Source organism: Sphaerimonospora cavernae (assembly GCF_042435035.1).
Classification (GTDB): Bacteria; Actinomycetota; Actinomycetes; order Streptosporangiales; family Streptosporangiaceae; genus Sphaerimonospora; species Sphaerimonospora cavernae.
This window is the reverse complement of the sequence record NZ_JBHMQT010000032.1, coordinates 205,396-232,123: the sequence shown is the minus strand read 5'-3', so window position 1 is coordinate 232,123 and position 26,728 is coordinate 205,396. Positions and strand designations below refer to the sequence as shown.

General features: G+C 69.5%; 31 protein-coding genes. 21 read left to right on the top strand and 10 right to left on the bottom strand.

Features of this window, described 5'->3' with window-relative positions:
* Window positions 1–96 precede the first annotated feature (96 nt).
* Window positions 97–957 carry a polysaccharide deacetylase family protein gene (locus tag ACFHYQ_RS14440; RefSeq protein WP_394301641.1) on the bottom strand — a complete coding sequence of 287 codons (861 nt, stop codon included), beginning with the start codon at window positions 955–957 and terminating at the stop codon, window positions 97–99.
* Between the two features lie 159 nt (window positions 958–1,116).
* Between ACFHYQ_RS14440 and ACFHYQ_RS14435 the strand changes: the two genes are divergently transcribed.
* The 3 genes from ACFHYQ_RS14435 (at window position 1,117) to ACFHYQ_RS14425 (ending at window position 5,753) form a co-directional block, all read left to right on the top strand.
* Window positions 1,117–1,767 (top strand): SRPBCC family protein, encoded by a 651-nt coding sequence (locus ACFHYQ_RS14435; protein ID WP_394301640.1) that lies wholly within the window; start codon window positions 1,117–1,119, stop codon window positions 1,765–1,767.
* Between the two features lie 93 nt (window positions 1,768–1,860).
* A complete protein-coding gene (locus ACFHYQ_RS14430; protein ID WP_394301639.1) occupies window positions 1,861–3,924 on the top strand; it encodes a hydantoinase/oxoprolinase family protein in 2,064 nt (687 codons plus the stop codon).
* Window positions 3,921–5,753: a hydantoinase B/oxoprolinase family protein gene (locus ACFHYQ_RS14425; RefSeq protein ID WP_394301638.1), complete on the top strand. Its 1,833-nt coding sequence runs from the start codon at window positions 3,921–3,923 to the stop codon at window positions 5,751–5,753. Before ACFHYQ_RS14430 ends, ACFHYQ_RS14425 begins: the two co-directional genes overlap by 4 nt.
* Window positions 5,754–5,800: 47 nt before the next feature.
* Here the strand turns inward: ACFHYQ_RS14425 and ACFHYQ_RS14420 are convergent, their stop codons facing one another.
* The gene (locus tag ACFHYQ_RS14420; RefSeq protein WP_394301637.1) at window positions 5,801–6,214 is read right to left on the bottom strand and encodes a GntR family transcriptional regulator; all 414 of its coding nucleotides are present in this window, start codon (window positions 6,212–6,214) and stop codon (window positions 5,801–5,803) included.
* Here ACFHYQ_RS14420 and ACFHYQ_RS14415 point away from each other — a divergent pair.
* Window positions 6,181–6,789 carry an ATP-binding protein gene (locus tag ACFHYQ_RS14415; RefSeq protein ID WP_394301636.1) on the top strand — a complete coding sequence of 203 codons (609 nt, stop codon included), beginning with the start codon at window positions 6,181–6,183 and terminating at the stop codon, window positions 6,787–6,789. The two genes, ACFHYQ_RS14420 and ACFHYQ_RS14415, sit on opposite strands and share 34 nt — an antisense overlap.
* A 129-nt stretch (window positions 6,790–6,918) precedes the next feature.
* The gene (locus ACFHYQ_RS14410; RefSeq protein ID WP_394301635.1) at window positions 6,919–8,946 is read left to right on the top strand and encodes a hypothetical protein; all 2,028 of its coding nucleotides are present in this window, start codon (window positions 6,919–6,921) and stop codon (window positions 8,944–8,946) included.
* A 2-nt stretch (window positions 8,947–8,948) separates the two neighbouring features.
* Here ACFHYQ_RS14410 and ACFHYQ_RS14405 read toward each other — a convergent pair whose 3' ends face one another.
* Window positions 8,949–9,455, bottom strand: a complete 507-nt coding sequence (locus ACFHYQ_RS14405; protein WP_394301634.1) for a hypothetical protein — start codon at window positions 9,453–9,455, stop codon at window positions 8,949–8,951.
* Window positions 9,456–9,531: 76 nt separating this feature from the next.
* Here ACFHYQ_RS14405 and ACFHYQ_RS14400 point away from each other — a divergent pair, with 76 nt between their 5' ends.
* Complete coding sequence (locus ACFHYQ_RS14400) at window positions 9,532–9,834, top strand: hypothetical protein (RefSeq protein WP_394301633.1); 303 nt, start codon at window positions 9,532–9,534, stop codon at window positions 9,832–9,834.
* 33 nt (window positions 9,835–9,867) lie between these two features.
* On the opposite strand, the gene ACFHYQ_RS14395 is transcribed toward ACFHYQ_RS14400, so the two are convergent.
* Window positions 9,868–10,179 (bottom strand): hypothetical protein, encoded by a 312-nt coding sequence (locus ACFHYQ_RS14395; protein WP_394301632.1) that lies wholly within the window; start codon window positions 10,177–10,179, stop codon window positions 9,868–9,870.
* 201 nt (window positions 10,180–10,380) lie between these two features.
* Here ACFHYQ_RS14395 and ACFHYQ_RS14390 point away from each other — a divergent pair, with 201 nt between their 5' ends.
* The 3 genes from ACFHYQ_RS14390 to ACFHYQ_RS14380 all read left to right on the top strand — a co-directional run bounded on the left by ACFHYQ_RS14390 (window position 10,381) and on the right by ACFHYQ_RS14380 (window position 13,441).
* Window positions 10,381–10,536, top strand: coding sequence for a hypothetical protein (locus tag ACFHYQ_RS14390; protein WP_204017158.1), 156 nt, complete (start codon window positions 10,381–10,383; stop codon window positions 10,534–10,536).
* A gap of 161 nt (window positions 10,537–10,697) precedes the next feature.
* Complete coding sequence (locus ACFHYQ_RS14385) at window positions 10,698–11,909, top strand: CaiB/BaiF CoA transferase family protein (RefSeq protein ID WP_394301631.1); 1,212 nt, start codon at window positions 10,698–10,700, stop codon at window positions 11,907–11,909.
* A 14-nt stretch (window positions 11,910–11,923) separates the two neighbouring features.
* Entirely contained in the window at window positions 11,924–13,441 is a 1,518-nt protein-coding gene (locus tag ACFHYQ_RS14380; protein WP_394301738.1) for a carboxyl transferase domain-containing protein, read from the top strand.
* Here the strand turns inward: ACFHYQ_RS14380 and ACFHYQ_RS14375 are convergent.
* From ACFHYQ_RS14375 to ACFHYQ_RS14365, 3 genes are read right to left on the bottom strand one after another with little or no spacing between them, the layout of a single operon-like run.
* Entirely contained in the window at window positions 13,408–13,881 is a 474-nt protein-coding gene (locus tag ACFHYQ_RS14375; protein ID WP_394301630.1) for a hypothetical protein, read from the bottom strand. The two genes, ACFHYQ_RS14380 and ACFHYQ_RS14375, sit on opposite strands and share 34 nt — an antisense overlap.
* Window positions 13,878–14,336 carry a hypothetical protein gene (locus ACFHYQ_RS14370; RefSeq protein WP_394301629.1) on the bottom strand — a complete coding sequence of 153 codons (459 nt, stop codon included), beginning with the start codon at window positions 14,334–14,336 and terminating at the stop codon, window positions 13,878–13,880. Before ACFHYQ_RS14370 ends, ACFHYQ_RS14375 begins: the two co-directional genes overlap by 4 nt.
* Window positions 14,337–14,346: 10 nt before the next feature.
* Window positions 14,347–15,138, bottom strand: coding sequence for a carbon-nitrogen hydrolase family protein (locus tag ACFHYQ_RS14365; RefSeq protein WP_394301628.1), 792 nt, complete (start codon window positions 15,136–15,138; stop codon window positions 14,347–14,349).
* A 48-nt stretch (window positions 15,139–15,186) separates the two neighbouring features.
* On the opposite strand from ACFHYQ_RS14365, the gene ACFHYQ_RS14360 reads away from it, so the two are divergent.
* Complete coding sequence (locus ACFHYQ_RS14360) at window positions 15,187–16,365, top strand: pyridoxal phosphate-dependent aminotransferase (protein WP_394301627.1); 1,179 nt, start codon at window positions 15,187–15,189, stop codon at window positions 16,363–16,365.
* Here ACFHYQ_RS14360 and ACFHYQ_RS14355 read toward each other — a convergent pair.
* Window positions 16,355–17,356 (bottom strand): LysR substrate-binding domain-containing protein, encoded by a 1,002-nt coding sequence (locus ACFHYQ_RS14355; RefSeq protein WP_394301626.1) that lies wholly within the window; start codon window positions 17,354–17,356, stop codon window positions 16,355–16,357. The genes ACFHYQ_RS14360 and ACFHYQ_RS14355 overlap by 11 nt on opposite strands.
* A 112-nt stretch (window positions 17,357–17,468) precedes the next feature.
* On the opposite strand from ACFHYQ_RS14355, the gene ACFHYQ_RS14350 reads away from it, so the two are divergent.
* From ACFHYQ_RS14350 to ACFHYQ_RS14330, 5 genes are all read left to right on the top strand, one after another.
* Window positions 17,469–18,023: a peroxiredoxin gene (locus ACFHYQ_RS14350; RefSeq protein WP_394301625.1), complete on the top strand. Its 555-nt coding sequence runs from the start codon at window positions 17,469–17,471 to the stop codon at window positions 18,021–18,023.
* Entirely contained in the window at window positions 18,023–18,556 is a 534-nt protein-coding gene (gene ahpD, locus ACFHYQ_RS14345; RefSeq protein ID WP_394301624.1) for an alkylhydroperoxidase, AhpD family, read from the top strand. Before ACFHYQ_RS14350 ends, ahpD begins: the two co-directional genes overlap by 1 nt.
* Before the next feature lie 172 nt (window positions 18,557–18,728).
* A complete protein-coding gene (locus tag ACFHYQ_RS14340; protein WP_394301623.1) occupies window positions 18,729–18,935 on the top strand; it encodes a hypothetical protein in 207 nt (68 codons plus the stop codon).
* 8 nt (window positions 18,936–18,943) lie between these two features.
* On the top strand, window positions 18,944–19,192 hold the full coding sequence (locus ACFHYQ_RS14335; protein ID WP_394301622.1) for a DUF433 domain-containing protein: 249 nt from the start codon (window positions 18,944–18,946) through the stop codon (window positions 19,190–19,192).
* Complete coding sequence (locus ACFHYQ_RS14330; RefSeq protein WP_394301621.1) at window positions 19,189–19,452, top strand: DUF5615 family PIN-like protein; 264 nt, start codon at window positions 19,189–19,191, stop codon at window positions 19,450–19,452. The genes ACFHYQ_RS14335 and ACFHYQ_RS14330 overlap by 4 nt, the downstream gene beginning before the upstream one ends.
* Before the next feature lie 204 nt (window positions 19,453–19,656).
* On the opposite strand, the gene ACFHYQ_RS14325 is transcribed toward ACFHYQ_RS14330, so the two are convergent.
* Window positions 19,657–20,007, bottom strand: a complete 351-nt coding sequence (locus ACFHYQ_RS14325; protein WP_394301620.1) for a hypothetical protein — start codon at window positions 20,005–20,007, stop codon at window positions 19,657–19,659.
* A gap of 134 nt (window positions 20,008–20,141) precedes the next feature.
* Here ACFHYQ_RS14325 and ACFHYQ_RS14320 point away from each other — a divergent pair, with 134 nt between their 5' ends.
* The 3 genes from ACFHYQ_RS14320 (at window position 20,142) to ACFHYQ_RS14310 (ending at window position 23,525) form a co-directional block, all read left to right on the top strand.
* Window positions 20,142–21,083: a carbamate kinase gene (locus tag ACFHYQ_RS14320; RefSeq protein WP_394301619.1), complete on the top strand. Its 942-nt coding sequence runs from the start codon at window positions 20,142–20,144 to the stop codon at window positions 21,081–21,083.
* Window positions 21,084–22,190: a barbiturase gene (bar, locus tag ACFHYQ_RS14315; RefSeq protein ID WP_394301618.1), complete on the top strand. Its 1,107-nt coding sequence runs from the start codon at window positions 21,084–21,086 to the stop codon at window positions 22,188–22,190.
* A gap of 354 nt (window positions 22,191–22,544) precedes the next feature.
* Window positions 22,545–23,525, top strand: coding sequence for an AraC family transcriptional regulator (locus ACFHYQ_RS14310; RefSeq protein WP_394301617.1), 981 nt, complete (start codon window positions 22,545–22,547; stop codon window positions 23,523–23,525).
* Window positions 23,526–23,542: 17 nt separating this feature from the next.
* Here the strand turns inward: ACFHYQ_RS14310 and ACFHYQ_RS14305 are convergent, their stop codons facing one another.
* Window positions 23,543–23,989: an ATP-binding protein gene (locus tag ACFHYQ_RS14305; protein WP_394301616.1), complete on the bottom strand. Its 447-nt coding sequence runs from the start codon at window positions 23,987–23,989 to the stop codon at window positions 23,543–23,545.
* Window positions 23,990–24,214: 225 nt separating this feature from the next.
* On the opposite strand from ACFHYQ_RS14305, the gene ACFHYQ_RS14300 reads away from it, so the two are divergent.
* The 3 genes from ACFHYQ_RS14300 to aroC all read left to right on the top strand — a co-directional run bounded on the left by ACFHYQ_RS14300 (window position 24,215) and on the right by aroC (window position 26,726).
* Window positions 24,215–24,793 (top strand): SseB family protein, encoded by a 579-nt coding sequence (locus ACFHYQ_RS14300; protein WP_394301615.1) that lies wholly within the window; start codon window positions 24,215–24,217, stop codon window positions 24,791–24,793.
* A 10-nt stretch (window positions 24,794–24,803) separates the two neighbouring features.
* The gene (locus ACFHYQ_RS14295) at window positions 24,804–25,469 is read left to right on the top strand and encodes a prepilin peptidase (protein ID WP_394301614.1); all 666 of its coding nucleotides are present in this window, start codon (window positions 24,804–24,806) and stop codon (window positions 25,467–25,469) included.
* A 78-nt stretch (window positions 25,470–25,547) separates the two neighbouring features.
* Complete coding sequence (gene aroC, locus ACFHYQ_RS14290; RefSeq protein ID WP_394301613.1) at window positions 25,548–26,726, top strand: chorismate synthase; 1,179 nt, start codon at window positions 25,548–25,550, stop codon at window positions 26,724–26,726.
* The last annotated feature ends 2 nt before the right edge of the window (window positions 26,727–26,728 follow it).

The following is a 26,728-nucleotide window of genomic DNA, read 5'->3' as shown; positions in this document are numbered from 1 at the left end:
GTAGACGGTCCGGCAGGATGAAGGATCGGGGGAAGGCGGCGCCCCGCGCGTCCCCCGCGCGGCTGATTCCGCCGTACGCCTCGGGGCGGACGAGACTCAGGAGACGGGCACTCCTGCCGCCTTCAGGTAGGCGCCCAGGTCGCCGATCTCAAACCCGCGACGCTTGATCTTCTTGACCAGCACGCGGAAGTCCCTGGCCAGGTTGGGCCGGAAGTGCAGCAGCAGAATGTCGCCCGGACGCAGCCGCTTGTCCGGCACCTGATAGGCGATCTTTCCTTCCGGCTGGACGGTCGCGGTCCACATCATGATCGCCTTGATGCCGCACGTGGCGGCCGCCCGGGTGGTGTCCGCGTTGTAATTGCCGAATGGTGGCCGCAGCAGCGCGGGACGCCGTCCGACCTCCCGGCGGATGAGGGTGCTCATCCCGCAGATCTCCGCCTTCTGCCGTTCGTAGCCGAGGGCCCGCAAATTGGGATGGGTGAGGGTGTGGCCTTCGATGGGCGCACCGGCGTCCCGCAGTTCGCGGAAGTAGTCCCACCCGCCGGCGCCCACGTACCGGCCGCCTCCGGAGGCGGCGTCGGGCGAGCCGTTGGCCTCGACGGCGTCCCGCATGGCGAACACCGTGATCGGGATGCGCTGGTCGCGCACCTGCCGCAGAAACCCGGGATCCTGCTCCCACCCGTCGTCGATGGTCAGGAAGACGACCTTCCGCTTCGTGGGGATGCTGCTGATCACCGGCACCCCGTTCGCGGGCACGGGGATCCGCGCCACCTCGCCCGGCCGGGGGAGTCCGGTCCGCGGTGGCGGCGAGACACGGGGCGCGGCGGGGGACCGGGTGCTCGACGGGCCGGGCGTCTCCGACGAACCCGGTGACCCCGCGCTCGTGACACCGCCGCCGCAGCCGGCGGAGAAGGTGAGTCCTATGATCAGGCCGGTCAGTCGTCGTTTGCCCTTCATAACCGGCCATCTTGTCCCAAGTTTGGCTCAAACGGATCATCCGGGCATCCTCGTCATTCCCGAAAGAGACCTGACGAGGCCCAAACCGTCGGGTAAGCAGATGTTGCCGTTCTCGCCGATGTCGGTGAGTGTCTAAGGTGCTCGGCATCGGAGGTGGCCATGAAGGTCGTGGGCAGTGCACTGCTCGGAGTGGAGCGCAAGCGGGTCTGGGACGCCCTCCAGGACCCCGGCGTCCTGGCACGGACGATCCCCGGCTGCGAGCGGCTGGAGGCGATGGGCGAGGACGTCTACAAGATGACGGTGACGGCGGGCGTCGCCTCGTTCAAGGGCGTCTATCAGGGAGAGGTGTCCCTCGCAGAACCGGAGGAGCCGGAGCGGTTCGTGCTGCGCGCCCGCGGCCAGGGCGCGCCGGGCACCATCGAGGCCACGGTTCGGGTACGGCTCAGCGAAGCCGAGGGCGGCACCCGCGTCGACTACGAGGCGGAGGCCGTGGTCGGAGGCATGATCGGCGGTGTGGGCCAGCGCATGCTCGGTTCGGTGGCCAAGCGCACCGCCGGAGAATTCTTCTCCGCCGTCGAGCGTCACCTCCTGTCCGGGCAGGCCGCCAAGTCCGCCCCTGAGTCCGCCGCCGAATCCGAAACGGCGTCGGCCGCCGCAGGTGGGAGCCCGGAGGTCTTCACCCGGCCCGCCGCGCCGGCGCGTACGGGCGGCCCGGCGTGGCCGGTGCTCACCGCGTTCGGCATGGGCGCCGGGATCGCGCTCGGCAGCGCCGTCATCGGCTGGCTGCTGGGACGGCAGCGGCGCGGGTAGGGAATCCCGGTGGCAGGGTGTGACGACGAGATGGCGATTATTCGGCAGAGTGCGCCGGTTCTGTGGATCGGTCCGGACAGGTAGACACTGAGCATGCCCAGCAGCGTCCGTATCGGGGTCGACACCGGAGGCACGTTCACCGACGTGGTCCTCGTCGACGAGGAGACCGGTCAGATCATCACGACCAAGACCCCATCGACTCCTGCCAATCCCGCCGACGGGTTCATGGCGGCCGTGCACAAGGTGCTGGAGGCCCATGACGGCACCGGCGGCGACGTGGACCTCGGTGCGCCCCGAGTGTTCACCACAGTCGCGATCGTGCACGGCACGACCGTCGCCACCAACCAGCTCCTGGAGGACCGCGGCACCGCCGATCTCGGGTTCGTCACCACCGAGGGCTTCGAGCTCATCCTGGAGATCGCCAGGCAGAGCGTGCCGGACGGGTACGGCAACTCCTACTTCTGGGTGAAACCACCGAGGATCGTCCCTGCGCACCGCGTGAAGGCCGTCGGCGGGCGCGTCGACCACCTCGGCCGGGAGGTCCGGCCGTTCGACGAGACGCAGGCCGTCGAGGCGGCCCGGTGGTTCAGGGACAACGGCGTGACCGCGATCGGGGTGTGCTTCCTGCATTCCTACGCGAACCCCGAGCACGAGCGGCGGATGCGCGAGGTCCTGACGCGGGAGCACCCCGACGCCGTCGTGTCGCTGTCGAGCGACGTCCTGCGGGAGTACCGGGAGTACGAGCGGTCGGTCACCACGCTGGTCGACGCCGCCGTGAAACCGATCATGCGGCGGTACATCGCCAACCTGTCGCAGCGGCTCGGCCGCGGGTTCTCGGTCATGAAGAGCAACGGCGGGATCCTGTCGGCGTCCGAGGTCGTGCACCAGCCGATCACCACGGTCCTGTCCGGCCCGGCGGCCGGCGCCCTCGGCGCGGCGCTGATCGCCGGCGTGGGCGGTCATTCCGGGGCCATCACGCTCGACGGCGGCGGCACCTCCACCGACGTCGCGGTGATCGTCGACGGCGAGCCGTCCCTGACCACCGAGGGCACGATCGGCCGCTACCCGTGCAAGATCCCCATGATCGACATCGTGACGGTCGGGGCCGGCGGCGGTTCGATCGCGTGGATCTCACCCGAGGGGACGCTCAAGGTCGGGCCGAGATCGGCCGGCGCGGACCCCGGTCCGATCTGCTACGGCAAGGGCGGCACCGAGGTCACCGTCACCGATGCCCACGTCTACCTCGGCCGGGTGCCCCCGCACCTGCTCGGCGGCGAGATCCCCCTCGATGTCGCGGCCGCGCGCGCCGGCATCGAGGCGCTGGCGGGAAAGCTCGGCCTGACCCCCGAGCGCTGCGCCACCGGCATCCTGGAGATCAGCGCGTTCAACCAGTCGAACGCCATCCGCCAGATCACCGTCAAGCGCGGCCTCGACGTGCGGGACTTCCCGATGGTCGCCTTCGGCGGGTCCGGGCCGCTGCTGGCCTGCTCGCTGATCGACATCCTGGGCCTGCGCGCCGCGATCGTCCCGCCCGACCCGGGCAACGTCTCGGCGTTCGGCCTGCTCACGGTCGACGTCAAGAACGACTATGTCCGTACGCACGTGTCGCGCGACCCCTCGCCCGACGCCTTGGGGGAGATCTTCACCGAACTGGAGGCCGAGGCCGCCGCCGCGCTCGACCGCGAGGGCTTCGCCGACCACGTGTACGCGCGCAGCGCCGATCTGCGGTACTTCGGCCAGGCGTACGAGGTCAGGGTGGCCGCCCCCGACGGCCCGGTGGACGAGGCGTGGGCCGCCGCGGTCGCCGAGCGGTTCCACGCCGAGCACGAGCGGCTCTACGGGTACGGCTACCGCGACGACCCCCGGCACGCCGTCGAATGGGTCAACCTCCGGGTGTCCGGCATCGGCCCGATCACCCGTCCCGCGATCGCCCGGCGGCCGCGCCAGGAGGATGAGCCCAGCCCGGTGTGCACCCGAGACGTGTACTACGAGCAGTGGGGCCGCACGGTCGTCTACCGCCGCACCGGCCTCGGCGCCGGCGCCGTGGTGCGCGGCCCCGCGGTCATCGAGGAGTACGGCTCGACCCTCCCGGTGCATCCCGGTTTCACGGCGACCATGGACGACTACGGAAACCTGCTGGTGGTGAGCGACCGTTGAGCATTGTCGATCCGATCCTCGTGGAGATCGTCGAAGGTACGCTCGCCTCCGTCGAGACGGAGGTGGAGACCGCGATCGCGCGGACCGCCAGGTCGCCGATGATCCGCGACGCGCACGACTTCCGGGCCGGCATCCATGACGTACGGCTGCGCAAGCTGACCGGCAGGTCGTACTCGGCGCTGGTGCAGCCGATCGTGCGGGACTTCCCGATCGAGACGATGCGGCCGGGCGACGTCTTCTTCCACAACGACGTCTACCTGTCCGAGGGCGGCATCGGACACCTCCCCGACCTGTGCGTCACCGTGCCGGTGTTCCACGCCGGGCAGGTCGTGGCGTTCGTCCAGGCGTTCGGCCACCACGACGACATCGGCGGCGCCGTACCGGGATCGATGCCCTCGCACGCCCGCAGCGCCTTCGAGGAGGGCCTCATGGTCCCCCCGATCAAGCTGTGGGACCGGGGCGTGCCCAACCGCGCCGCACTGACGATCATGACGCGCAACTCCCGGATGCCCGACTCGCTCGCCGGCGACCTCGACGCGGAGTGCTCGGCCTGCCTGATGGGGGCGCGCCGCCTCGGCGAGCTGTTCGGCCGGTACGGCCGGGCGGCCGTCGAGAGCTGCTTCGACGCGATCATCTCCAAGACCACCGAGACGTTCCGCCGGGAGCTGCTGGCGAAGATCCCCGAAGGGGTGCACGTCTGGGAGGACTACGCTGAGCACGACGGGGTGGACGAGCCGCGGCTGCACACCCAGCGGATCACGCTGACCGTCGACCACTCCGCGCAAGCGCCGCTGACCATCGACTTCACCGGCACCTCGCCGCAGGCCAAGGGGCCGATCAACCACGCGGGCGACTACGCCGACGGGGTCTTCCTGAAGAAATGGCTCGCCCCGATCCTGCGCAACCTCGCCGACACGCCCGAGCGGATGGCCGAGCTGGACGTCAACGAGGGCGTCGTGCCGCTGATCACGATGGTCTTCCCGGAGAAGGGCACACTGCTCACGCCGATCTTCCCGGCGCCGACCAACGCCCGCACGTTCGTCATCCTCAGACTGCTGGGCGTGCTGGCCGGGGTGCTGGCCAAGGCCACCGGCGGCCGGATGCCGGCCGACCAGGAGACCATCCGCTACACCGGCGTGTACGGAACCTCCGACGACGGTCCGTACCTGATGCGCGAGGTGCTCGGCGGCGGCTCCGGCGGCCGGTGGTACGCCGACGGTGAGGACACGATCCACGTCGTGCCGGACTCGCGGAACATCCCGGTCGAGTTCGCCGAGGCACGTTGGCCGATGCGGGTCGAGCGGCTGGGGCTGGCCGTCGACAGCGGCGGGCCGGGGGAGTTCCGCGGCGGCCTCGGCTACGACAAGCACATCCGCATGCTGCGGGACGCGTCATTCATGTCGATCGCGGACCGGTCGATCCTGTCCTGCTGGGGCGTGAACGGCGGCCACGCCGGGCGGCCCTTCGTCGTCACCGTCAACGGGGTGGAGATGGAGGGCCTGGTCGACGACTTCCCGGTGCGGGCCGGAGAGATCGTCAGGATCCGCACCACCGGGGGCGGCGGCTGGGGCTCGCCGTACGACCGCCCGGCCGAACGGGTCGCGGCCGACGTCCGCGACGGCAAGGTGTCGGTGGAGGGCGCCCGCGACGACTACGGCGTCGTGCTGTCGGGTCCGCGGGACGACCTGCGGATCGACGCCGAGGCGACCGAGCGGCTGCGGGCGGAGTTGCGCGCGGCCGCGCCCGAGGACACCCCGTTCTTCGACCGCGGCCCCGGATATGCCCGCCTCTCCGGCGGCCTCCCCTACGCGGAGGTCGACACGATCTGAGCCGCTCCGATCTTGGCCGACGTCGTCCGAGGGTATCGGTTGGGCATTCATTCTTCCGCGAACAGAATCACATTTCTGTCGGCCCGTAGCTTGGATTCCCGCCCCGCGGGGTCGCGCACGATGAAGATCGGAACCCCCTCGGGAACGCCGAACGCGCGGCGTTCCTCAGGTGAGGGCATACGGGCGGCGACCTCCGTTCCGCTCGGGAATCGCATGGTGACGGCTTCCTGCCGATCCGCGACGAACGAGCCCTGTCCCTGGATCGTCTGGATGAGACCCTCGGCGCGGAGCAGCGCGATGGCCCTCCGTGCCGTTTCCCGCGCGACTCCGTAGCGCTGCACAAGGTCGGACTCGGAGGGGACGCGTTGCCCGGGCGCGAGACTGCCCGAGTCGATCATTGTCCGGAGTCCCGCTGCGAGTTGCTTATATGCCGGAATATCACTGTACGGATCGATCGTCACCATCCCTGTCTAGACGTAGGTTCATCCAGTCGAACCCATGGCTATGTCTAGACGTGGCGATGTCTGGATGTATATCTTCGAACGGCCGACCAACTGCAGTCCTCCGTGCCCGATTCCCAGTGTTCATGACACCTCACGAAAGATCCCGCATGCTCAACGAGACGATCAGCGACGCTCCGCACGCCCGACTTTTGGAGAGGGCCGGATTCCCGGCTACCGCAGAGGCCGTGACGCAGGCCCGGCGATGGCTGCGGACGATCCTGGACGACCACCCCTGCCTGGATGACGCTGTTCTGCTGCTGTCGGAGACGTTCACCAACTCGGTGCGCCACACCCGTTCGGCCGCGATTGGGGTCGTGGTCATCTTCGACGTAGATGACTGCGTGCAGGTCGAAGTCGTCGACGACGGGGCGGAGACGTCTCCGTGCGTGCGCGGGCATCAAGACGGTGACCTTCCCGAGTCCGGACACGGCCTCCGCCTGCTGCGCGCCCTTTCCAGCCGGTGGGGTTTCTTCGAGGAGCGTCCGCGTTGCGTCGTCTGGTTCGTCATCGAACCTCCGGCGCATACGCCGTAGTCAGGAACTGGGCCAGGGCTCAAGCGGAAGCGCTCGATGCTCCACCAGGGCCAATCGTCGCCGCCATCCGACATCCCGGGGTTACTTTGGTGATCTGGGAACTCGGGCGTGTGAAGGGGGCGACAGCGCGTGGGATCCATGCCGCCGGGAACGGGACCGCTTTCACCGGACTTCTCGGGCATCACTCCGGAGCTGATGGGCCGGTTCGTCGGGGAGTTGGAGCGTGCCCGACAGGTCATCGGGGAACATGCCGAGGTGATCGGCCGGGTGTTCGCCGCGCACGGGGTTCCGGCGTCGTCGCTCGCCGCTGTTCGTGAGGTGGAGCGGTGGATCGACGACCAGTTGCCGGAGCTCCGCAGACGGCATTCGCTGGCGGTGCACACAGCCCGTTTGCCTGGCTGGTCACCCGATGCGGTCGCCGGGCTCGGCGGGTCGGCTGGCCTGGTGCCGTACGACGAGAAACGGCTGCTGTCCCCGGAGGAGGCCCGGCGGCAGGGCCGGGACCTGGCGCAGGCCTGCGCAGAGATCGATGGTTTCTGGGACCTGCACGGTAACGAGGAGTACCGGAAGATCGTGGCGGTACTCGCCGAGCACGAGCACGATCCGGAGTTCGCCGCGGCCTTCTTCGCGAGACTGGGCGCGCGTCGGAGCACGGAGCTTCCCGGCCAGTTGCGGCGGTGGTTGGGGGAGAGTGAAGACGAGGCGGTCGCGACCGTCAGCCGCGCCTTCGGCACCGCGGTCAGCGGCGGTGCGGATGTCGCCGGCTTCGTCGCCGTGCGCGAGGCCATGGAACACCAGGTCGAGGACGAACCGGAAGGGGCTGGCGACCTGCTGTCGGCCGGGCGTTTTCCCACCGAGTGGCTGGCCCAAGTCGTCGCCGCGCGTGCATTCCTGCCGCTGGGTGAATCGGTGACCTCTGGGCCACCGCGGGTCGGCGCTTCGCTCACGCCGTACCTCAAAGCGCTGGGCAACGATCCCGCCGCAGCGCGACTGGCGATCAGCATGGTGACCCAGGACAGCCCGCTGCCGAGGCTGCCGGACCTGGGCAGCCCGGTGACCCGGAGGCCGGATCAACGGCCTGATCTGGTGACTGTCCTCAAGGCGCTGAATGATCGGGCCGCGGTGGATGCCGCCTCTGCCGACGCTTTCGGGCGGGTGCTCGCGGCCGCGGCCGGTGCTTACGACGAGCATGACGGCGCACACAGCGAGGCCGCCGCAGGATTCGCGTTCATGGTCATGACACAGACCTCTGGATTCGACTTCGCGGCGCCGACGCGTGTCCACCTCGCCGAGCTCGCGGGCGCGTACGCGACCGAGATGACCGAGGGAGCCAATCTCGGCGACGCCAACCAGTTGCTGCCCAGTCAGTTCGGGGCCGTGGATTCGCGGGTGCCGGGGCTGAAACCGGCGTTCCGGTTGAGCCCGGAGGACACCTTTCGGTTCGTCAAGACCTTCGCTGGCTCGCCTGCGAGCCTGCGCCCGTTCGAGGTGGTCATGGGCGATCTCGCCCGACGCCTGATCGATCAGAGTGCGCCCGCCGTGCTGAAGAGCGGGGATGCCAAGCAGTTGGACGATGTTTTCGCCGCGCTGGGCAACGTCCGCGGCTTCGAGTTGGCCGCAGCTGAAGCGCTGGGGCGGCCGATCGACCAAGCCGCCGACGACGCCGGTGACGCGTGGAGCTTCGGATTCGGCACGGCCCTGGGGGTCGGCGGTCTCGCCGTTCCCGGTATGGGTGGCGCCATCTTCTGGACCGCTCTGAGCTCCGGATGGTCCGCTTACGACACTTATGAAGACGAGTCGCCGTCGAAGATGGAGGAGATCCGCCGTACCGATGAGGCGGAAACGCTCGGCCGTCAGCATGCCATCGCCCAAGCGTTGATGGACGCCGGGTTCCCCGCCAAGGTCACCCCCCGCGACTACCAGGCCGACTGCCCACCCGGCGCCGCCATCGCCGACGCCAACGGCCGACTCCGCCCCTTCGGAGACATCGCCAAATCCGGCAACCCCGGCCTCCGCGCCCTCGACCAATGGTTCATAACCAACGGTCAGGGAAGCAGAGACAGAAACACGATAGGAGAGAGAACAAGCGAACTCTCAGACGTGTTCGATGGACGGAAGTCCCGTGCCCGAAGTCGAGCACTCGAATTTGATGATTAAATTCAATCTGCCGTCAGGCATCGCGTCTCCCCTCGGACATCGATACGGCCCTCGCCTGGGGATCCGAGGAACAGAACTGTAGCTTCTTCAGCGTTTCTCAGCTCGATCGGCCTGGCATCAAATTTATCCGAGATTATTTCGTACGGCGCCACTCGGCGGAGCGCGGCGACCAGAGTATCCTTAATAATTTGAGGTTGTGCTTGGGGGTCGGCATCCGTCGCCCTGGCGGCAAACGTTTGCTTGGCTTTGTCGTCACCGCAGGGGATGTTCTTGCCGCCAGGGTCGGTGATCGTGACGTTCTGAGCGTTTCGTTCCTTGAGTAGCTGAAGGATATGCTTTTTGATGGCCTGTCCGGCTTTGGCTGCCGTGGGGCTTTCATCCGAGGTGCAGGCACTTGCTGCGAGTAGGGTCAGGACCGCGACGGCGGCGATGTGAAGCCGTACACGATGGGGCATGACGGGCATCGTCTTCGTCTCCAATGTCTGGCCGGAACCGTCTTCCGCCCACATAATCGCAAGAAGAACCGCCGTGCCACCCTGTAATTCACACCCCTTTCGACACTTTCACAGCGCCAGGAGTCCGACAGTGCCCCTCGACGACGATCGTGTGCCCAACCCGAGGTACCAGGACCTGCGGGCTGCGCTCGCGGCCGTTCAGGAGCACGCCCAGATGCTGGAGACGGCCCTGGACCGGGCATGCGCGCAGTTCGGCGGGCAACCGGTGTGGGTGGGACCGACCGCACGCACCTTTGGCGAGGAAGTGAGCGGCCGCCGAGCACGCGTCAAAACAGCCGTGCAGCACCTACTCACCGAACTCGAGGCCGAGCTCCGCGCCACTCCCGACAAGGTTTCCCGGGCGGCCGCCTCCAGCCTGGGCGGCTGGGCTTGACCTCCCGGTAGACCAGCCATTGATGGCGAACGGTCAGGGGGTCGTGTCGGCGACGCAGCCGGCCAGCCAACTGGACAGGTCGTCGGCGACGCGGCCGGGGTCGGTCAGGGAGCTGATCCGGTGGTCCTGTCGTAGGTCGTCCCGGCACACGACCTCGTAGGTGTCGTCCTCGCGCAGGGACACCGACGCGTGCCAGCCGGGATCACCGATGGCCGGCTGGATGGTGATGAAGGTATTGTCCACGTGGTTCAACTCGTTGATCAACACGACGAGCGCCACATGGGAGGGATCGTCGACGTGGTAGCCGTCTTCGGTCCTGGCAAAGTAGTGGCGCGCGGCCATCATCGCCCCCTTTTCGAATGACCGATTGGTGCCCCAAGCATGGCAGGCATCGTTACGCTGTGCAGGCGCTTCATCACTATTCGCTTGCCGAGGCCTCGACAAACGAGGGCAAATTAGGCCGCGTGAGTGATTGACCTTGGCGACGGTGGGTAACCGTATCCGGATAAGCCGGTAAACAGTCCGGCGTACGGGGGGTGACGACAGATGCCGTCGATTATGGAGCGGATCAGGAACTACCTGAACAGCCAGTCGGGCCGCCAGACCCGTGACAAGGCCAGGACGATGACCCGCGACCCGCACACGCGGCAGCGGCTGCGCCATTTCGTGGACCAGTGGCGGGAACAGCGGCACAGGCGCTGAGCCTGAGACCTGAGGGAAGGGGCGCGGGCGTCCACATCCAACCAAAACGCTGGGGGTTCCTTGGCACGTCGCGGGGCTGTCGAGCCCGCGGGTGACCTGCCAGGCTGTGACATGGAGGCCGGAACGGGCTCTCCGTGGCGCGACACTCTGGAGGCTGAATCGTGCAGGGACCCCTCAGCGGCATCGTCGTTCTGGATCTTTCCCGGGCGCTGGCCGGGCCGCACGGGGCGCAGATGCTCGGGGACCTGGGCGCCCATGTGATCAAGGTGGAGCATCCGTCGGGGGACGAGTCGCGGGGGTGGGGGCCGCCGTTCGTCGGCCCCGATCACGAAATTTCCACCTATTTCCTTGCGGCCAACCGTAACAAGCGGTCCATCACGGTCGACATGAAGTCCGATGAGGGGCGTGAGCTGATCGAGCGGCTGGTCCGGCAGAGCGATGTGCTGATCGAGAACTTCCGTACGGGGGTGCTGGACCGCCTGGGTCTGTCGTGCCGGCGGCTGCACGAGCTGAACCCGCGCCTGGTGATCTTGTCGATCACGGGCTTCGGTCATGACGGCCCGGAGGGCGGCCGGCCGGGGTACGACCAGATCGCCCAGGGGGAGGCGGGGCTGATGTCGCTGACCGGGCCGTCGCCAGACGAGCCGTACCGGGTGGGCGCCTCGATCGCCGACCTGCTGGCCGGCATCCACGGCGCCTACGGCGTGGTCGCCGCGTTGTACGAGCGCGAGCGGACGGGACGGGGCAGGGTCGTGCGGACGTCGCTGCTCGCCTCCGTGGTCGGGGTGCACTCCTATCACGGCACGGCCTGGACGGTCGGCGGCAGGGTGCCCGGGGCGGGCGGCAACCATCACGCGTCGATCGCCCCGTACGGAGCCTTCCGCTGCGCCGACGGGATGATCCAGATCGCGGTGGCCAACGAGGGGCAGTGGCGCAAGGTGGCCACGCTGTTGGACATCGACCCTGAAATCACGAAATATGCGACGAACCGGGATCGGTTCGCGTATCGGGACGAGTTGATCGCGGACATGGAGAAGGCGCTGACGGTGCACGGCCGGGCGCACTGGCTGGCCGCACTCGGCGAGCTGGGCGTGCCGGCGGGCGCGATCCGGTCGATCGACGAGGTGTACGCCTGGGAGCAGGTCCGTTCCCAGGGCCTGCTGGTCACCGTCGACCATCCGGTCCTCGGCCCGATCGAGCTTCCCGGCCCGCCACTGCGCTTCGAGACCCCGGACGGCTTCGAGACCCCGGAAGGGTCCAATCGCGAGGACTCTCATCGTCACACGCCGCCTCCCGCCCTGGGCCAGGACAACGACACCGTGCTCGACTGGCTGCGCGAGCGGGAGCAGACGGAGGAAGGTCGCAGGGAGTGAATCGGCCAGAGCGGATGAACCGTACGGAAAGGGGGAATCGGCCGGACGCCCGCACGCTGATCTCCCGGGTTCTCGACGCCGGTTCGTGGCGGTCGTGGGATGAGCCGCCCGTGGACCGGGCCGCCCCCGGCTCGCCGTACGCGAAGGAACTGGCGGCCGCCCGGGACAGGACCGGATACGACGAATCGGTGATCACTGGAGAGGGGACGCTGTGCGGCCGCCGGGTCGCGATCGTGGCCTGCGAGTTCTCCTTCCTGGCCGGCTCGATCGGGGTGGTGGCGGCCGAACGGCTGGTCAGGGCCGTCGAGCGGGCCACCGCCGCACGGCTGCCGCTGCTGGCCGCGCCGGCCAGCGGCGGCACCCGCATGCAGGAGGGCGCGCTGGCCTTCGCCCAGATGGTGAAGATCACCGCGGCGGTGGCCGCCCACCGCGCCGCCGGCCTGCCGTACGTCGTGTATCTGCGCCACCCGACCACCGGCGGGGTGTTCGCCTCGTGGGGCTCGCTCGGCCACGTCACGGCCGCCGAGCCCGGTGCGCTGATCGGCTTCCTCGGGCCTCGGGTGTTCGAGGCGCTGTACGGGTACCCGTTCCCCGAGGGCGTGCAGGTCGCGGAGAACCTGTTCGCCAACGGCCTCGTGGACGCGGTGGTGTCGGCGGAGGACGCCCGCGAGGTCGCCATCCGGGCGCTCGCCGTGCTCTGCGCGCCCACAAGCGAGCTGGATCGGGGCCCGGAGCCGGAGGAGGCGGACGCCGACGTGCCGGCCTGGGAGGCGATCACCCGGTCGCGCCGCGACGACCGGCCCGGGGTGCGGGCCCTGCTCAAGCTCGCCGCCCACGACGTCACCCCGCTGCACGGCACCGGGACCGGCGAGGAGGACCCCGGCCTGCTGCTCGCGCTCGCCCGGTTCGGTACGGCTCCGGCCGTCGTGCTCGGCCAGGACTGGGGGCGCCAGCGCGTGGCGGGCCCGCTCGGCCCGGCCGGGCTGCGGGTCGCCCGGCGCGGCATGCGCCTGGCCGCCGAGCTGGGCCTCCCGCTGGTGACGGTCATCGACACGCCGGGTGCGGCGCTGTCGAAGGCGGCCGAGGAGGGGGGCCTGGCCGCCGAGATCGCCCGCTCGCTGGCCGACCTGGTCATGCTCGAAGCGCCCACGGTCTGCCTCCTGCTCGGGGAGGGCGCGGGCGGCGCCGCCCTGGCCCTGCTGCCCGCCGACCGGGTCGTCTGCGCGCAGCACGGCTGGCTGTCCCCGCTCCCGCCCGAGGGCGCCTCGGCGATCATGCATCGGACCACGGACTTCGCCCCGCGGATCGCCGAGGCCCAGGGCGTGCGGGCGGCCGACCTCGAGCGAGACGGCATCGTCGACCGGATTGTTCCGGAATGCCCGGATGCGGCCGTCGAGCCGGAGGAGTTCTGCCGCCGGGTGGCCAGGACGCTCGAATACGAGATCATCGGTCTGCTCGGGCAGCCGGCGCGGGAGCGCCTCGCCGCCCGGTTCGCCCGCTACCGATCGCTGGGCTCGTCACCCAGTTCTTGATCGCCGCTCGCCGGCGTCGTCGGCACGGGTACGCGTTCGACGCGGATCGCCTGGACCTCCTCGCGTGGCACCACGACCTCGTAGGCCCCGTGGTCGATGAGCCAGTAGCCGAGGTTCTCGGCCCGGGTGCCGCTGTGCCCGAGGTAGGCGATGTGCAGGCCGCCCTCCTCGCCCTCACCGTCGCCGTCGTCCTCGTCGAGCACCAGGCACGGCTCCCCGCCGAACGCGCCGACCGTGCGCAGCAGGGTCAGCGACTCCAGCTCGGCCCGGTGCACCCGCAGCCGCCAGTAACTCCCGGCGCGGGTGAAGCCGTCCTCCGCCGATTCGCTGAACAGTGCCACATCGTCGCCGCCGGGCCCGATCGCCGCGGCGAAGGTCCGGTTCCGGTAGCCGGCGATGAAGCCCAGCCCCGCGGGTTCGGTCCGCTCGTTCTCGGTCATGCGGCCGGCCGCCAGGTGAGCCCGTCGTAGTCGGCGAACCGGCGCTCCCCGGAGCCGGTCAGGTGCACGATCTCGGCTTCTGCCGGGATCGGCATCGGCATCGTGTGGAACTGCGGCACCACGTGCTCGCGCGAGGTGGTGAATCCGTTGCCCGTGAACGGCGGTGCATCGCTCCAATCCCCGCCCATCTGCTCGCCGTACGGCACGACGTAGGTGTCGATGTCCCGCGCACACCAACGCATGACGTACAACTCGGGCACTTCCGGGGTCAGCTCCGAACCGTCGAAGCCCAGGTCGAGCGCCTCGACGAGGGCGGCCAGGCTGGTGAGGCGCGCGCAGTCCTGCTCGCGGTAGACGTACCCCGAGATGATCGTCCGTCGGCCCGACAGGTACGGCACGAGCAGCCTCGGTGAGATCACCTTCAGCATCCGGTTCCGGCCTTCTGGCTCACTCATGGGGATCAGTTTACGATTTGTTGAGCTTCCGGTGGTCCAGACACGGAAGGGCCGCCCGCGTGCTCGCTGTGACCGCGGGGTCGATCTCCCCGACCTGTACGGCGTGGCCGGGGCCGAGGTCGTGCCGTACGACCCCCATCGGGTCGACCAGCATGCTGCGGCCCACGCCGAACCCGTCCCTGGCCGAGGGGGTGGGCGCCTGGCCGACCGCGATCGTCCACGTGGTGTTCTCGATGGCCCTGGCCCTGACCAGGGTGACCCAGTGCTCCTCCTTCATGGGCCCGCTGCCCCAGGCGGCGATGACCGCGAACGCGTCGGCGCCCCGGTCGACCAGCGCGCGCGCCAGTTCCGGGAAGCGCACGTCGTAGCAGGTGATCAGGCCGATCCGCAGCCCGGCCAGCTCGACCACGGCCGGGACGTCCCCGGGCGCGACCAGCTCGGACTCGCGGGCGCCGAACGAGTCGAACAGGTGGATCTTCCGGTAGGCCGCGGCGAGCCGGCCACCGGCGTCGAGGGCGACGGCCGTGTTGAAGACCCTGCCGTCCCCCGACGGCTCGAAAACGCCCGCGATGACCGCGATGCCGTGTTCGCGCGCCGCGTCGGCGAGCCCAGACACGAACGGCCCGTCCAGCGGCTCGGCGGTCTCGGTCACGCCGCCGCCGAACCGGGTCAGCGTCGCCTCGGGGAACACGGCCAGCTCCGCGCCCTGCTCGGCGGCGCGGGCGAGGGCGTCGCGGGCGGTCTCGAGGTTCGTCTTCGGCTCGTGGACGACCGGGATCTGGCAGAGGGCTACGCGCGTCACGCTCAACAGTGTGCCGGTTCGTCGGTGCCGCCCGCTACGCTGGCCCGCGTGAGCGAGCCGCTGGTACGACGGATGCGCGAGTTCGGCACGACCGTCTTCGCGACGATGACCAAGCTGGCCGTGGAGACCGGTTCGATCAACCTCGGCCAGGGTTTCCCGGACACCGACGGACCCGCGCGGATGCTGGAACGCGCAGTGGAGGCCGTCCGCGACGGGTTCAACCAGTACCCGCCCGGCCCCGGCGTCCCCGAGCTGCGCCGGGCGGTCGCCGAGCACCGCGAGAAGTGGTACGGCCTGGCCTACGACCCCGACGGGGAGGTGCTGGTCACGGTCGGGGCCACCGAGGCGATCGCCGCCGCCGTGCTCGCCCTGTGCGAGCCGGGGGACGAGGTGATCGTCTTCGAGCCCTACTACGACTCCTACGCCGCCGCGGTCGCGCTGGCGGGAGCCGTACGCCGGCCTGTGACGCTGCGCGTGGACGCCGGGCGGTTCACGTTCGACCCGGCGGAACTGGCGGCGGCGGTCGGCCCGCGTACCCGGGCGGTCCTGGTCAACTCACCGCACAACCCGACGGGAACGGTGTTCAACCGGCAGGAACTGGAGGCCATCGCCGAGGTCTGCCGGGAACGCGACCTGGTCGCGATCAGCGACGAGGTCTATGAGCACCTGACCTTCGACGGTGTCGAGCACGTCCCGCTCGCCACGCTGCCCGGCATGCGCGAGCGGACCGTCATGATTTCATCGGCGGGCAAGTCGTTCAGCGTGACGGGCTGGAAGACCGGCTGGATCTGCGCCCCGGCGCCGCTGGTCGCCGCTGTGCAGGCGGTCAAGCAGTTCCTCACCTTCACCGCCGCCGCCCCCTGGCAGCTCGCGGTCGCGTACGGCCTGCGCGAGGAGATGGACTGGGTCAACGGCCTGCGGGCCGATCTGCAGGCCAAGCGCGACCGGCTGATCGCCGGGCTGGAGACGGCCGGCTTCGGGGTGCTCCGCCCGGCCGGCACCTATTTCGTGCAGACCGACATCCGGCCGCTCGGTTTCGACGACGGACTGGAACTGGCCCGGCGGCTGCCCGAGCTCGCCGGGGTCGTCGCCATCCCCACCCAGGCCTTCTATGACAACGTCTCCCGCGGCCGGCACTTCCTGAGGTTCGCGTTCTGCAAGAAGGACGAGGTCATCGCCGAGGCCGTCACCCGCCTGCGCCATCTCAGCAGCGGATCTACCTTGTAAAGGAACTCTCGTGCGGCAACGCCGCGCAGTCGGCGTCCTCGGTGACGACCTCCCCGACGATGCGGACCGGCAGACGCTCGGCCTGGATCGCCAGACGGATGGCGGCCGCGAGCTCGCCGTACTCCCCGTCCCTGGGAGAGGTGGCGCGGTAGGTCAGGCCGATCCGGCGGCCGGGCGGCCGCTCGAAGTGGCGCAGCGCCAGCCCGAGGGGTTTACCGATCTCCGCGTGGGCCGCCAGCTCGGGGATGAGCGTCACGCCGAGACCGCCGGAGACGAGTTGGATCAGTGTCGGCAGGCTGGTGGCGTACGTCGTCATCGTGGTCCGCGCGCCCACCTCGCGGCACACGTCGATGGCCTGCTCGCGCAGGCAGTGACCCTGGTTGAGCAGCACGATGTCCAGCCCCTGCAGTGCGTCCCGGCTCAGCGGCGCGTCGTCTCGCGCAAGCGGGTGATCGCAGGGCAGGGCGAGCAGGAAGTCCTCGTCATAGAGGGGTTCCTCGGCCAGGCCGGTCACGTCCGTCGGCAGCGCGAGCACCGCCATGTCCAGCCGGCCCTCGCGCACCTCCGCCAGGAGCGTCTCGGTCTTGGCCTCCTGGACGATCAGCTTCAGGCGGGGGAAACGCCCGGCGAACATCGGCAGCAGCAGCGGCAGCAGGTAGGGTGCCACGGTCGGGATGACGCCCAGGTGGGTCGGCCCGCTGAACGGCTCCCGCGTCCGGGCGACATCGGCGACCAGGTCGTCGAGATCGGCGAGGACTCGTGCCGCGTGCACGCTCACCCGCCTGCCGGCGGGTGTGAGCAGCACCTTCCTGGTGGTCCGCTCCAGCAGCCGGGTCTGCAGGGTCTCCTCCAGAGCGGCGACCGCGCTGGACAGGGCGGGCTGGCTCATGCGGAGGGCCGTAGCGGCCTCCCTGAAGTGCAGATGCTCGGCCACGGCCAGGAACGCCCGCAGCTGGGCTATGGTCGGGAGCGGTTCACTGATAGGGATCACCTCTCAGATTGGTCCAACTGCTCGATTTCTCATATCAATGGTAGTTCCGGCAATCTGAAGGGGACAAATCCGGCGTCTGGGACGATGACGTCCCGGAGGAGGGGGGATTCATATGCTTACCGTGGGTGACCGGTTCCCCGAGTACGAGCTCACCGCCTGCGTCTCGCTCGACTCTGAGAAGGCGTTCGAGACGATCAACCACAAGACCTACGACGGCAAGTGGCGCGTCGTCTTCTTCTGGCCTAAGGACTTCACCTTCGTCTGCCCGACCGAGATCGCCGAGTTCGGACGGCTGAACGAGGAGTTCGCCGACCGCGACGCCCAGGTGCTCGGTGTCTCCGTCGACTCCGAATATGTTCACCACGCCTGGCGCAAGAACCACCCCGACCTGCGCGAGCTGCCGTTCCCGATGCTGTCCGACATCAAGCGCGAGCTGACGTCGGAGCTGGGCGTCCTCGGTGAGGACGGCGTCGCCCAGCGCGCCACCTTCATCGTCGACCCGAACAACGAGATCCAGTTCACCATGGTCACGGCAGGCTCGGTGGGCCGGAACGTGAAGGAGGTCCTGCGGGTCCTCGACGCCCTCCAGTCCGACGAGCTCTGCCCGTGCAACTGGAACAAGGGTGAGGAGACGCTCGACGCCCAGAAGCTGCTGGCGGGCGCCTGATGTCCATCGACAACCTCAAGGGCGCCCTGCCCGGGTACGCCAAGGACATCAAGCTCAACCTGGGATCGCTCGTCACCACCTCGTCGCTGAGCGAGCAGCAGCTGTGGGGGACGCTGCTCGCCACGGCGGTCGCGACGAAGTCCCAGCGGGTGATCGCCGAGGTGTCGAGCGAGGCGGCCGACTTCCTGTCGGCCGAGGCGTACACCGCGGCCAAGGCCGCGGCGAGCATCATGGCGATGAACAACGTCTACTACCGCTCGGCCCACCTGATCGGTGGCGAGTACGCCACGATGCCGGCCAGGCTGCGGATGACCGTCATCGGCAACCCGGGCGTGGACAAGCTCGACTTCGAGCTGTGGAGCCTCGCCGTCAGCGCGATCGGCGGCTGCGGCCAGTGCCTGGAGTCCCACGAGAAGGTCGTCCGCTCCGCGGGCCTGTCCCGTGAGCAGGTCCAGGAGGCCATCAAGATCGCGGCGGTCGTCAACGCCGTCGCCACGACCCTCGAGGCCGAGGCCGCCCTCGCCGCGGTCTGACCTTCAGTCACCTCAACAGCAGCGGGGGCGCCCAATCGGGGTGCCCCCGCTTCTTCATAGCGCGGCTGGGCAGCCGTGATCTGAGCGTTCTCCCGCCAGCCAACCTCTGCCAACGCCGTGTGCGGACCCGTATGCTCTCCGTGACTTGTCCTGCAGCGAGCATGGAGGTGGCGTGAGCATGATGACCATTCACCTGACTCACGAGCTGACCAGGGTTCTCCATCGCCACGCCGGGATAGAAGGCCGCGGCGTGCCGGAGATCGTCGTTACCGCGATCGGCGAGCACCTTGCCCGTGCAGACGGCGACGAAGAGGTCCATCAGCTGGCAGTGGAAGCCTCCCACCGCTGGCAGTCCCTTCTCAACCGCCTCGCTCAATGACGTCCCACGTGACGCAGACAGTACCCGGGTTCGATCGCCTGACCGTGGAACCGGGCAAGATGGGCGGCCAGCCCTGTATCCGGGGGTACCGGTTCACGGCTGAGCACCTGGTGGAACTGCACGTCAACGGCTGGGACGACGAGCGCGTCATCGAAGCGTTCCCTTTCATCGAGCCCGAAGACATCCGCCAGGCGCTCGGCTATGCCCTCTCCCTGATCCAGCGTGAGATTTACATCCCGCAGGCGGAGAGCGCGTGAAGATCCTTCTCGATCAGAATCTTCAACGGTCTTTGATGCCGCCTCTCCGCGCCGCGAGCATCGACGTGGTGCATACGTGGGACGTCGAACTCGCGCAGAGCAGCGACGAGGAGGTCTTCGAGTGGTGCTGTGCCAGCGTTCGGATGCTGGTGACCTCCGACAAGAAGCTGACCAAGTATCTCGCGGCTTCCGGCATGACGTGCCCGACGGTGGTCAGGTCATCCTGCGAGATACGCGAATCCTCGCTGCTGAAGACGTAGCAGCGCTCCTTGTGGCGAACCTGCCACGGATCGAGGAAGCGGTTGCCGAGCACGGCAACGCTGTGTTCACTCTGGCCCCGAACAAGCCGATCAGAGGAACCCTTCTTCCTCTCCGGGCACGGTGACAAATACCAGCTTGTCTGCGAGGCCGTCGAAGACGAGATCCGTATCGGATGATGCCGATACGGATACCGGCGAAGGTCGTCAGTCGCGGCGGTGGAGGGCGCGGGTGAGGACGTAGGCGAGGTTGACGACCGCGATCACGGCGAAGATGAGAAGCATGGCGGCGGTGCCGCCGCCCGTACCGGCGGTGATCGCGACGAGGGGGATCGCCAGAGAGAGGGATCCGAGGCCGAGTGTCATCTGGGCCCAGTCCAGCGGCGGGCGCCGTACCTTCTGCGCGGCCAGCCGGTTGTCGATCACCGCGTTGATCCGGTCAGCGAGCGACTCGGCGAGCTCAAGCTCGTACTGCGGGCCGAGCTCGCGCCGGGCCGCGAAGGCGGCGCCCATCTCGGTGGCTTCCAGCTTCTCGGGCTGCTCGTTCACAGGGGGCATGATCCGATTCTGCCGCCCGATCAACGCGTACGGATCGCCTGAATGCGACCTCAGCGAACCTTGCCGAGGAACAGGTGCGCAGTGGGCGAATGTCGCCAATGAAGGCGTGCCGCGGGCTGGATAGCTTGCCTGATGTGGGTAAACGCGTACTGATCGCGCTGGGCGGCAACGCCATGACGACCTCCGACGGGAGCGCGGCACCGGCGGATCAGTGGCATGCCGTCCGGCGTGCGATGACCCATGTCGCCGCGCTCATGTCGGCGGGCCACCAGGTCGTGCTCACCCACGGGAACGGTCCCCAGGTCGGCAACCTGATCCTGAAGAACCAGCTCGCCGCTCACACGGTGCCGCCGGTCCCGTTGGACTGGTGCGTGGCGCAGACCCAGGGCACGATCGGCAACCTGATCATGAACGCCCTCGAACAGGCGCCGGCGCCCGAGCCGGTCCGGGTCGCCACGGTCGTGACCAGGACCCTGGTCGACGCGGACGACCCCGCGTTCCAGCGTCCGACCAAACCCATCGGGCGGTACTTCGACGAGGACGAGGCCCGGCGTTTCGAGGAGCAGGGGCAGACCTGGCGGCGGTTCGAACGCGGCTGGCGCCGGGTGGTCGCCTCACCGGATCCCGTCGAGGTGCTGGACGCCCCGGCCGCCATCGCGCTGATGGAGATGGGCTACACGGTCGTCGCCGCCGGCGGCGGGGGAGTGCCGGTCGTCCGCGACCCCGATGGGACACTGCGCGGCGTCGAGGCCGTGATCGACAAGGATCTCGCCGCCGCTGTGCTGGCGCGGGCCGTACGGGCGACCGACCTGGTCATCGCGACAGATGTGCCGCATGCCGTCGTCGGGTTCGGCGGCCCGGACGCCAAGCCCGTCGAGGCGGTGACCGTGCGTGAGCTGCGCGAGTCGCAGGACGCGGGGTACTTCGCGAGCGGCAGCATGGGCCCCAAGGTGGAGGCCGCGCTGCGGTTCGTCGAGCAGGGCGGGGAACGTGCCGTGATCACCTCGCTGGAACACATCGGCGAGGCCCTATCAGGAAATATCGGGACAAGGGTGTCCAGAGGGGTGGAGGAATAGATGCCGGATCCGATCGAGGTACGGAAAGTCGCCATCGAGAGCGTCACCGACGCTGCCGGACTCGCACGACTCATCGACGACGGAGTGATCGAGGCCGACCGGGTGCTGGCGGTGATCGGCAAGACCGAAGGCAACGGCGGCGTCAACGACTACACCCGGATCCTGGCCGACCGCGCCTTCCGCGAGGTTCTCGTCGCCAAGGGCACCCGTACGCCCGAAGAGGCGGCGCAGGTGCCGCTCGTCTGGTCCGGCGGCACCGACGGCGTGCTCAGCCCGCACGCGACGATCTTCGCGACGATCGACCCTGCCCAGGCCGTACAGTCCGATGAGCCGCGCCTGAGCGTCGGCGTGGCCATGAGCGAGGTCATCCTGCCCGAGGACATCGGCAGGCCCGCGATGGTGGAGAAGGTCGCCGCCGGAGTACGGGAGGCCATGAAGATCGCGGGCATCGACGACCCGGCCGACGTGCACTACGTGCAGACCAAGACGCCGCTGCTCACGCTCGCCACGATCACCGACGCGAAGGAGCGCGGCCAGACGGTCGTCACCGAGGACACGCTCAAGTCGATGGACATCTCCAACTCCACCACGGCTCTCGGCATCGCCGTGGCGCTCGGCGAGATCGAGATGCCGACGGCCGAGCAGATCCACAAGGACCTGTCGCTCTACTCATCGGTCGCCTCGTGCTCCAGCGGCGTGGAGCTCGACCGCGCGCAGATCGTGGTGGTCGGCAACGTGCGCGGCATCGGCGGGCGGTACCGCGCCGGGCATTCGGTCATGAAGGACGCCCTCGACACCGACGGCGTCTGGGCGGCCATCCGCGACGCGGGCATCGAGCTGCCCGAGCGGCCGCACCCGAGCGATCTCGGTGACCGGCTGGTCAACCTGTTCCTGAAGTGCGAGGCCGACCCGTCCGGGCGGGTGCGCGGCCGCCGCAACATCATGCTCGACGACTCCGATGTGCACTGGCACCGGCAGATCAAGGCCACCGTCGGCGGTGTCGTGGCGAGCGTGACCGGCGATCCGGCGGTGTTCGTCTCGGTGGCGGCCGTACACCAGGGCCCCTCCGGCGGCGGCCCGGTCATCGCCATCGCCGACCTCTCCTGACGCCGCGACCAGGGTTCGCCGACTGTCGGAACACATCGACCATGACGTTGGTGCTGTGAAAACGCCCTTTCGTCAGCACCAACGTCATGGTCGGTTATCTGGCGCTCGGGCGATGAGGGGAGACGCCGTCCGCTCGACGATCTGAAGGCAGCCGCACCGGCGACGGCGGTCGGTACGGCCCAAGGCCATCGCCTTATCTGATGAATCTGACTCCGATGGGCACGAGAAGGCGTTCTAGTTCGTCGACTCCGCCGTGTCGTGGCTCCTATCATGCGAGTTGAGCACCGATCCGGTGCGAACGCTGTCCCCCCGGGCCTTGGTGCCTGTCGGATCGTTGATCCTGGGGAGGTGGGCATGGCCGCTCAGCCGCTACCGCTCGCCGCGCATGAGCGGTTCCGTACACAGGACCTGGACGAGGCGCGCGCCAGGGTCGGGGATGCCTACGCTCCCCACGGGTTGAACCTCGCGGAACGAGGGGCACGTCTCGACACCCGGATGAACGGCTTGTCGTTCGACGAAACCGGCCTCTACTACCTCGACTACGGAGCCGAGGTGCTGATCACAGCGGCGGCGTGGGAGAGCTTCTTCCTCGTCGAGATCCCGCTCGCCGGCGCCGCCGAGGTGTCCGCCGGCCGGGAACGAGTCGTGGCCACGCCCGGGTGCGCCGCCGTGCTGTCGCCGACCGAAGGTATGTCCATGCACTGGTCGGCCGGGAACCCGCAACTCATGGTGCAGTTCGACCGCTCCGCGCTCTCAGCCCACCTCGGCCGGATGCTCGGGCGGGAGCTGCGCAGGCCGCTCACCTTCACACTGGGCATGGACCTGACCCGGCCCGCCTCCCGGTCCTGGTTGTCTGTGATCGACCTGCTGCGGGGTGAGGCGGAGCAGACCGGTGGCATGCTGAGCCAGCCGCTGGCCGTCAAGCAGGTGGAGGGGCTGCTCATGACTCAGCTGCTGCTGGCGCAGCCCAGCAACTACACTCCGGCCCTGCTCGGCGAGCAGCCGCGGGTCGCGCCACCGGCCGTGAAGCGCGCCATGGAGCTGATCGAGGCGCACGCGGCCGAGCCGCTCACCGTGGAGGACATCGCCGAGGCCGTCGGGGTGGGGGCGCGGGCGCTGCAGGAGGGTTTCCGCCGCCATCTGGACACCACGCCGATGGCCTATCTGCGGGACGTACGCCTGGACCGGGTGCGCGCCGAACTGACCGCCGGCGTCCCCGGCACCACGACCGTCACGGATGTCGCCTACGCCTGGGGGTTCATGCATCTCGGACGCTTCTCCCTCGCCTACCGGAAACGCTTCGGAGAGACTCCCTCGGAGACGCTGCGCCGCTGACCCGCACGGCCCTGACGTCAGAAGGCCGGCAGGTCGGCCCACCGGGTGACCGTGCCGGAGCGGCTGTCGGTGCCGTACCGGACGGCCAACGCCTTGACGACGGCGCTGCCGCACCCATGCTCGTCCGGCCGCGGCACGCGGACCGGCCAGGCCGGGGCGAGCGCTGCTCCGGAGTCGGAGACCTCTACCCGCATGACGGTGCGCACGCCGTCACGGCGCAGGGAAAGACGCAGTTCGACCGGGGGCAGCCCGCGCAGGATGCCCTCGGTGACCAGCTCGGAGATCACCAGCAGGGCCTCCTGGGCCGCGGTCTTCGGCATTCCCCAGGCCGCCAGCACACCTTGCACGCGGTGGCGCATCACACTGGCCGCCTGAAGCACGTGCGGCACCGGAGACGTGTATTCACGGGCGAGCGACGGCGCCACGGCGTCGGCGGCGCGGTCCATGATCTGGATATTCGTCATCACTGTCTCCTCGGCCCTGTCGTTACGCCCTGGTGGTTCTCACCCGGCCGTCAAGAATGTCCATATTGGAGAGTAGGCATCCGCGGCATGTCCGGCTATCCGTCAGGCGAGGGTCGTTATCCGGATAGCGAATGGCCGCTCTCGGTCCGCGCCGGCGCGTCTGAGGTCAGGTGAACAACGGGTGGGGCGAGGGGAGGTGAGGGGGCGGCACTAGGATTGGCAGGCGTGCCAGTGATTCCGCAGCCCTTGCGCCCAGACGACGACGGCGGCGCCGACAAGGCGGTCGCCTCGGCCCTGGCCGGGTTCCAGGCCGGTACGGCTACGGCCGCCGACGTGCTGGCCGCCCTCGCCGAGACCAGGTTGCTGGTGCCGGTGGTCGCCCTGCTGACCGAGTCGGAGGTGGGGGAACACGGCCTGCGCCAGGAGAAGGAGAGCGAGATGGCGCTCCCCAAACTGGTCGGCAGGGACGGCAGGGAGGCGGTGCTGGCGTTCACCGGGGTCGACCCGATGAAGAAGTGGCGGCCGGACGCACGCCCGGTGCAGGCCACGGCCCCCCAGGTCTGTCAGGCCGCACGGCATGAGGAGGCCGCGGCCGTGGTCGTCGACGTCGCGGGCCCGATCCCGTTCGTGATCGAGGGCGGCATGCTGCAGGCGCTTTCGCTCGTCGAGGAGGCCAGACGCGATCCCGCCGCGCTCGCCCGGTTCGCCCATGCCGTACCGGATGCGACCGTCGCCAGGATCGAGGCGGGCGACAGCGTCGAACGTTCCAAGAGGCGCTGGTGGGGCAGGCGGGACCGCCGCTAGTGTCGGCGGCGTGACTCCTCTTGTCGTCGCGGGTGTCTCGGCGTTGGGGCTGGTCGCCGGGGCGTACGTCCGTGCCTTCGCAGCCGGGTTCGGCCCGGCCGGTTATCCCGGAGAGATCCGGGAGGCCTTCGACGTGGCGGTGCGGACCGCGCCGGTGCCCCGAAGGCCGTACGTGGTGGAGGCTGCGACGGCGGTGGCGGCCGCCCTGGTCGCCTGGCGGGTCCCGGGAGCGGGCGGCTGGGTCACGGCGGCCTGGCTGTACGCGGTCGTCGTGGGCGTCACGCTCGCCGTGATCGACTGGCGGACCTGGCGGTTGCCGGATGTGATCACACTGCCGTCCTATCCGGTGCTGCTGGCCCTGCTCGCGCCGTCCGGAAGATGGTTCGACGCGATCGCGGCGGGGGGCGTGCTCGTCTCGTTCTATGCGGTGATGTGGTTCGGCCGTCCCACCGGGATCGGTCTCGGCGACGTCAAGCTGGCTGGGCTGATCGGCCTGCTGACCGGCGCGCTCGGGGTGCAGACGGCGGTCGCGGCGGGGATGGGCGGCTTCCTTCTGGGCGCCCTCTACGCGGTGGGGTTGCTGGTCACCAGGCGGGGGACGCGCAAGACCGAGTTCCCGTTCGGGCCGTTCATGCTCGTGGCCGCACTCGCGGCGGCAGCCGCACCCATCGAATGAAGCCGGGCCGGCGGCGTTCGTCCACAACCACTGTGTCTGGTGACGGCGCAGTCGGGCGCTCATGGAAGACTTGTCACCATGTTGCGCTGGTTGACCGCCGGGGAATCCCACGGCCCCGAACTTCTCGCGATCCTGGAAGGCCTGCCCGCGGGCGTGGAGGTGACGACCGCCCAGATCGATGAGGCGCTGCGCCGACGGCGGCTCGGCTACGGCCGGGGTGCGCGGATGAAGTTCGAGCAGGACGTCGTGACGATCTCCGGAGGCGTACGGCACGGCCGCACGCTCGGCTCGCCGGTGGCCCTCCGTGTCGGCAACACCGAGTGGCCGAAGTGGGAGACCGTGATGGCGGCCGACCCGGTGGACCCCGCCGTCCTCGAGGGGCAGGCGCGCAACGCGCCGCGGTCGCGGCCCCGTCCCGGGCACGCCGACCTGGCAGGCATGCAGAAGTACGGCTTCGACGACGCCAGGCCGGTCCTCGACCGGGCCAGCGCCCGGGAGACCGCCGCCCGGGTGGCGCTCGGCCAGGTCGCGCGGGCCTTCCTCAAGCAGGCCATCGGCGTCGACATCGTCAGCCACGTCGTGTCCATCGGGCAGGCGAGCGCCCCGCCCGAGGTGCTTCCCGGCCCCGACGAGATGGCCGCGGTGGACGCCGACCCGGTGCGCTGCCTGGATCCGGGCGCGAGCGCCGCGATGGTCGCCGAGATCGACAAGGCGCACAAGGACGGCGACACGCTGGGCGGCGTGGTCGAGGTCATCGCGTACGGCCTGCCGCCGGGCCTGGGCAGCTACACCCATTGGGACAGGCGGCTCGACGCCCGCCTGGCCGCGGCGTTGATGGGCATCCAGGCGATCAAGGGGGTGGCGGTCGGCGACGGGTTCGAGACCGCGCGCCGCCCCGGCTCACGTGCCCACGACGAGATCGAGAACACCGCGGAGGGCGTGCGCCGGATCACCAACCGGGCCGGCGGGATCGAGGGCGGCATGACCAATGGCGAGCCGCTGCGGGTCAGCGCCGCGATGAAGCCGATCTCAACTGTGCCCCGCGCACTGGCGACGGTCGACGTGCTGACCGGGGAGCCGGCCAAGGCGCACCATGAGCGGTCCGACGTCTGCGCGGTGCCGGCCGCCGGGATCGTCGCCGAGGCGATGGTGGCGCTGGTGCTGGCCGACGCCGCGGTCGAGAAGTTCGGCGGCGACTCCGTCGAGGAGGTCGCGCGCAACCTCGCGGGGTACCTGTCATCCCTGGTGATCAAATAACA